General features: G+C 65.6%; 7 protein-coding genes. All 7 read left to right on the forward strand.

What is annotated here, in order from left to right; translation table 11 throughout:
* Positions 1 to 226 (forward strand): SPOR domain-containing protein (locus ACXJL8_RS35695; RefSeq protein ID WP_456686515.1); only part of this gene is annotated, 226 nt, incomplete at its 5' end.
* A 46-nt stretch (positions 227 to 272) separates the two neighbouring features.
* Positions 273 to 1,301, forward strand: coding sequence for a beta-N-acetylhexosaminidase (gene nagZ / locus ACXJL8_RS35700; RefSeq protein ID WP_456618825.1), 1,029 nt, complete (start codon positions 273 to 275; stop codon positions 1,299 to 1,301).
* A complete protein-coding gene (locus ACXJL8_RS35705; protein ID WP_456686516.1) occupies positions 1,298 to 2,137 on the forward strand; it encodes a segregation and condensation protein A in 840 nt (279 codons plus the stop codon). Before nagZ ends, ACXJL8_RS35705 begins: the two co-directional genes overlap by 4 nt.
* Positions 2,138 to 2,158: 21 nt before the next feature.
* Positions 2,159 to 2,899 carry an SMC-Scp complex subunit ScpB gene (gene scpB, locus ACXJL8_RS35710; protein ID WP_456618827.1) on the forward strand — a complete coding sequence of 247 codons (741 nt, stop codon included), beginning with the start codon at positions 2,159 to 2,161 and terminating at the stop codon, positions 2,897 to 2,899.
* 166 nt (positions 2,900 to 3,065) lie between these two features.
* The gene (locus ACXJL8_RS35715; RefSeq protein ID WP_456618828.1) at positions 3,066 to 3,299 is read left to right on the forward strand and encodes a twin-arginine translocase TatA/TatE family subunit; all 234 of its coding nucleotides are present in this window, start codon (positions 3,066 to 3,068) and stop codon (positions 3,297 to 3,299) included.
* A gap of 84 nt (positions 3,300 to 3,383) precedes the next feature.
* Positions 3,384 to 3,908: a Sec-independent protein translocase protein TatB gene (gene tatB, locus ACXJL8_RS35720; RefSeq protein ID WP_456618829.1), complete on the forward strand. Its 525-nt coding sequence runs from the start codon at positions 3,384 to 3,386 to the stop codon at positions 3,906 to 3,908.
* Positions 3,905 to 4,060, forward strand: a 156-nt coding sequence (locus tag ACXJL8_RS35725; RefSeq protein WP_456686517.1) for a twin-arginine translocase subunit TatC, incomplete at its 3' end; no start/stop codon positions are given. The genes tatB and ACXJL8_RS35725, both read left to right, overlap by 4 nt.

Raw genomic sequence — 4,060 nt, forward strand, 5'->3', positions numbered from 1 at the left:
GAGCGAGGACAGCGCCGCCGCGTCCTACCGGGTGCTCCAGAGCAAGTATGGCAGCGTACTCGGATCGCGCTCGCCCGTGATCAAGCGTGTCGATCTCACCGACAAGGGCAAGGGCATCGTCTACCGCGCCTTCGCTGGGCCCTATGGTTCGGCCGAGGATGCGACGCAGGCTTGCAACAGCCTGAAGTCCGCTGGCTTGCCGACCTGCTTCGTCCAGAGGAATTAACCGCCGTTTCCTTGACCCCCTCGCGGGGCAGGGTTAATCGGCCCTTATGAGCACGCGGGCCTTCATTACCGGCGTATCCGGAACGGAACTGACCGCCGCCGAGCGGGAGTTTATCCGCGACCAGCGCCCATGGGGCTTCATCCTGTTCAAACGCAATGTCGAGACTCCGGCTCAAGTTGCTGCGTTGGTTGAAGAATTACGAGCGGTTGCCGATTCCCCCGACGCCCCTGTCCTGATCGATCAGGAGGGCGGACGCGTGCAGCGGCTGGGGCCGCCGCACTGGCCGGTCTACCCGCCCGGCGCCGTTTTCGCGTCCCTGTACGATACTGATTCGGCCCTCGGGCTCACCGCGGCGCGCCTCAGCGCGCGGCTGATCGCGGCCGATCTCGCCGATCTCGGCATTACCGTGGATTGCCTGCCACTGGCCGACGTGCCGGTCCCGGGCGCCGATGCCGTCATCGGCAACCGCGCCTATGGCACCGAGCCGGGCAAGGTTGCGGCGATCGCCCGCGCGATCACTGACGGCCTGGAACAGGGTGGGGTGCTGCCGGTCCTGAAGCACATTCCCGGCCACGGACGCGCCACTGCCGACACCCATTTCAAGCTGCCCATGGTCGACACGCCCCGGGACGAACTGGAACGGACCGACTTTGCGGCTTTCAAGCCGCTCGCGAACCTGCCGATGGCGATGACTGCACATGTTGTGTTTAGCGCCGTCGACCCCGCCCATCCAGCGACGACTTCTGCGACAATGATCGCTCAGGTGATTCGCGACGTGATCGGGTTCCAGGGTTTGTTAATGAGTGATGACGTGTCGATGAACGCGCTGGCGGGAAGCCTTGCCGAGCGGACCCGGGCGATCTTCGTGGCCGGCTGCGACATGGCTCTGCATTGCAACGGCAACATCGAGGAGATGCGCGATGTCGCCGCCCAGACGCCTGAATTGTCGGGCAGGGCGCTGGAGCGGGCGAAAGCCGCGCTCGCGGCGCGCAAGGCACCGCAACCGTTCGACCGCGCGGCCGCACGCGCCGAACTGGACGCATTGATCGCACGGGTAAACACGGCATCCGCATGACCGCAGAAATCCTATCGTTTGAAACCGGGCGGCCTGCAGAGCTCGCCGAGGGTGAGCCGGCGCTGGTTGTGGACGTCGAGGGCTATGAAGGCCCGCTCGACCTGCTGCTCGCGCTGGCGCGGCAGCAGAAGGTCGACCTTTCCAAGATTTCGATCCTGGCGCTGGCCGACCAATATCTCCACTTCATCGAAGCCGCGCGAAAGATCCGGCTGGAGCTTGCCGCCGACTATCTCGTGATGGCGGCCTGGCTCGCCTTCCTGAAGTCGCGCCTGCTGCTGCCGGAGCCGCCGAGCGCGGAAGGGCCGAGCGCCGAGGAAATGGCGACGGCGCTCGCCAACCGTCTGCGGCGGCTGGAGGCCATTCGCGAAGCCGCCAACCGGCTGATGAACAGGCAGCAATTGCTGCGCGACATCTTTCCGCGCGGCGAGCCGGAGCGGATCGCCGAGATCAAGCATCCGAAATACACTGCGACGCTGTACGACCTGCTCACCGCCTATGCCTCGCAGCGCCAGTCGCGCGTGCTGGCAAGCGTGCATCTGGCCAAGCGCACGGTGTGGTCGCTGGCTGAAGCGCGCGCCACGCTGGAGCGGCTGGTCGGCAGCATCACCGAACAGGACGACTGGGGCGTTCTCGACGACTTTCTGCTCCGGCACGTCGCCGATCCGACGCAGCGCGCGACGGTGCTCGCCTCGAGCTTCGCCGCCGCGCTCGAACTGGTGCGGGAAGGTCAACTGGAGCTGAACCAGAAAGAGGCGTTCGCGCCGATCTATTTCCGAAAGGGGCGCCATCAACCGGTGCCAGACGCAACTCCTGCGCCTGATGCGCCGGTCGGTTAAGTGCAAGAAGGAGAATCTGCCATGGCAAGCCTGGCTGAAGTGCGGATAGACGAGGCCGAGCCGATGGAGAACGAATCCCAGGCACGTCCCGAGGAGCTGCGTCTGCTCGAAGCTCTCCTGTTCGCCTCGAGCGAGCCGCTGGATACCGCGACGCTGGCCAAGCGCATGCCGGAAGGCGTCGACGTCAAGGCCGCACTCGCCCAGTTGCAGGCCGAATATGCCACGCGCGGGGTGAACCTCGTGCGCATCGCCAACAAATGGACGTTCCGCACCGCAGGCGATCTCGCCTGGCTGATGACGCGCGAGAGCACCGAAACCCGCCGCCTGTCGCGCGCGGCGATCGAGGTGCTGGCGATCATCGCCTATCACCAGCCGGTGACGCGGGCCGAGATCGAGGAAATCCGCGGTGTCGTCACCTCGAAGGGCACGCTCGACGTGCTTCTGGAGACCGGCTGGATCAAGCCGCGCGGCCGGCGCAAGACGCCCGGCCGTCCGCTGACCTTCGGAACCACCGAGGACTTCCTGTCGCAGTTCACCTTGGAACAGCTCGGCGATCTGCCGGGCCTCGAGGAGCTCAAGGGCACCGGCCTGCTGGATTCGCGCCTGCCGACCGGATTCAGCGTGCCGACGCCGTCGGACGACCCGACGCTGCGCGAGGACGAGGATCCGCTGGAACCGGGCGAGGACCTGGATCTTGCGCTGGCTCCCGCAGTCGAGCCGGAGACGCCGGAAGGCGGCAATGAGGGTGGCGACGAGGGCTGACGTTCGGTCCGTTTGCAGACCCCTGCGACCAGTTAACACTAGCAAGATTACGTAGCGCCAACAGCGAATTGGCGCTGCCTTGGTCCTTGTTTTTGACACCTGCGACGCCTAGGTTTCAGTGAAGATCGGCCGGGACCCCGGCCATGCGTGTTTGGAGGGTTGCAGGATGGGTTCGCTTAGCATTTGGCACTGGATCTTGGTGATCGCAGTGGTCCTGCTGCTGTTCGGCCGCGGCAAGATCTCGGATCTGATGGGCGACGTGGCGCAAGGCATCAAGGCGTTCAAGAAGGGCATGCAGGACGACGACAAGGTCGCCGACAAGCCCGAGCCGGCCAAGTCGATCGAGCACACTGCCGCGCCGACCGCGGCACGGACCGACGTCGGCAGCAAGGCCGTCTGAGCCTAAGCGTGGACGGACGCGGGCGGTCCCGATCCTGCGTGGAGAGGATTGGGCCGGTTGCGGCTGGCCTGAACGGAAGACCTCATGTTCGACATCGGGTGGAGTGAACTGGTCCTCATCGGGGTCGTGGCCCTGATCGCCATCGGCCCGAAAGAGCTGCCGGGCGTGCTGCGCATGGTCGGACAGTGGATGGGCAAGGCCCGCAAGATGGCCGCCGAATTCCAGGGCCAGTTCCAGGAAGCGATGCGCGAAGCCGAAATGGCCGACCTCAAGAAGAGCTTTGATGAGGTCAAGGAAGCAGCCACCGGCTTCGCCGGGAACAATCTGATGACCTCGCTCCAGAAGGACGTCAGCGACGCCCTGCGGGTCGATGCGCTCGACAAGCCGGCCGAGACCTCCACGACCACTGCCGTCGAACCGCCGGCGACGTCAGGTGAAGCGCTGGCGGCGCCGACGACTCCGGAAGCCCCGACGCCGGCGACCTTCGTGGAAGCCGAGGCCCACGCGGCGGCGAGCGAGCCGCTCGCCATCACCCGCGAGGTCGAGCAGACTCCAGTGGCGCAGGACACCGCGCCATCCGAGGCGATCAAGGACGCCAAAGCGTCATGAGCGACGCCGATATCGAGGCGAGCAAAGCGCCATTGATGGACCATTTGATCGAGCTGCGTTCGCGGCTGATCAAGGCGCTGCTCGGATTCGGCGTGGCCTTCATCTTCTGCTTCTTCTTCGCCAAGCAGATCTACAACGTGCTGGTCTGGCCG

The organism is Bradyrhizobium sp. P5_C11_2, assembly GCF_054049755.1.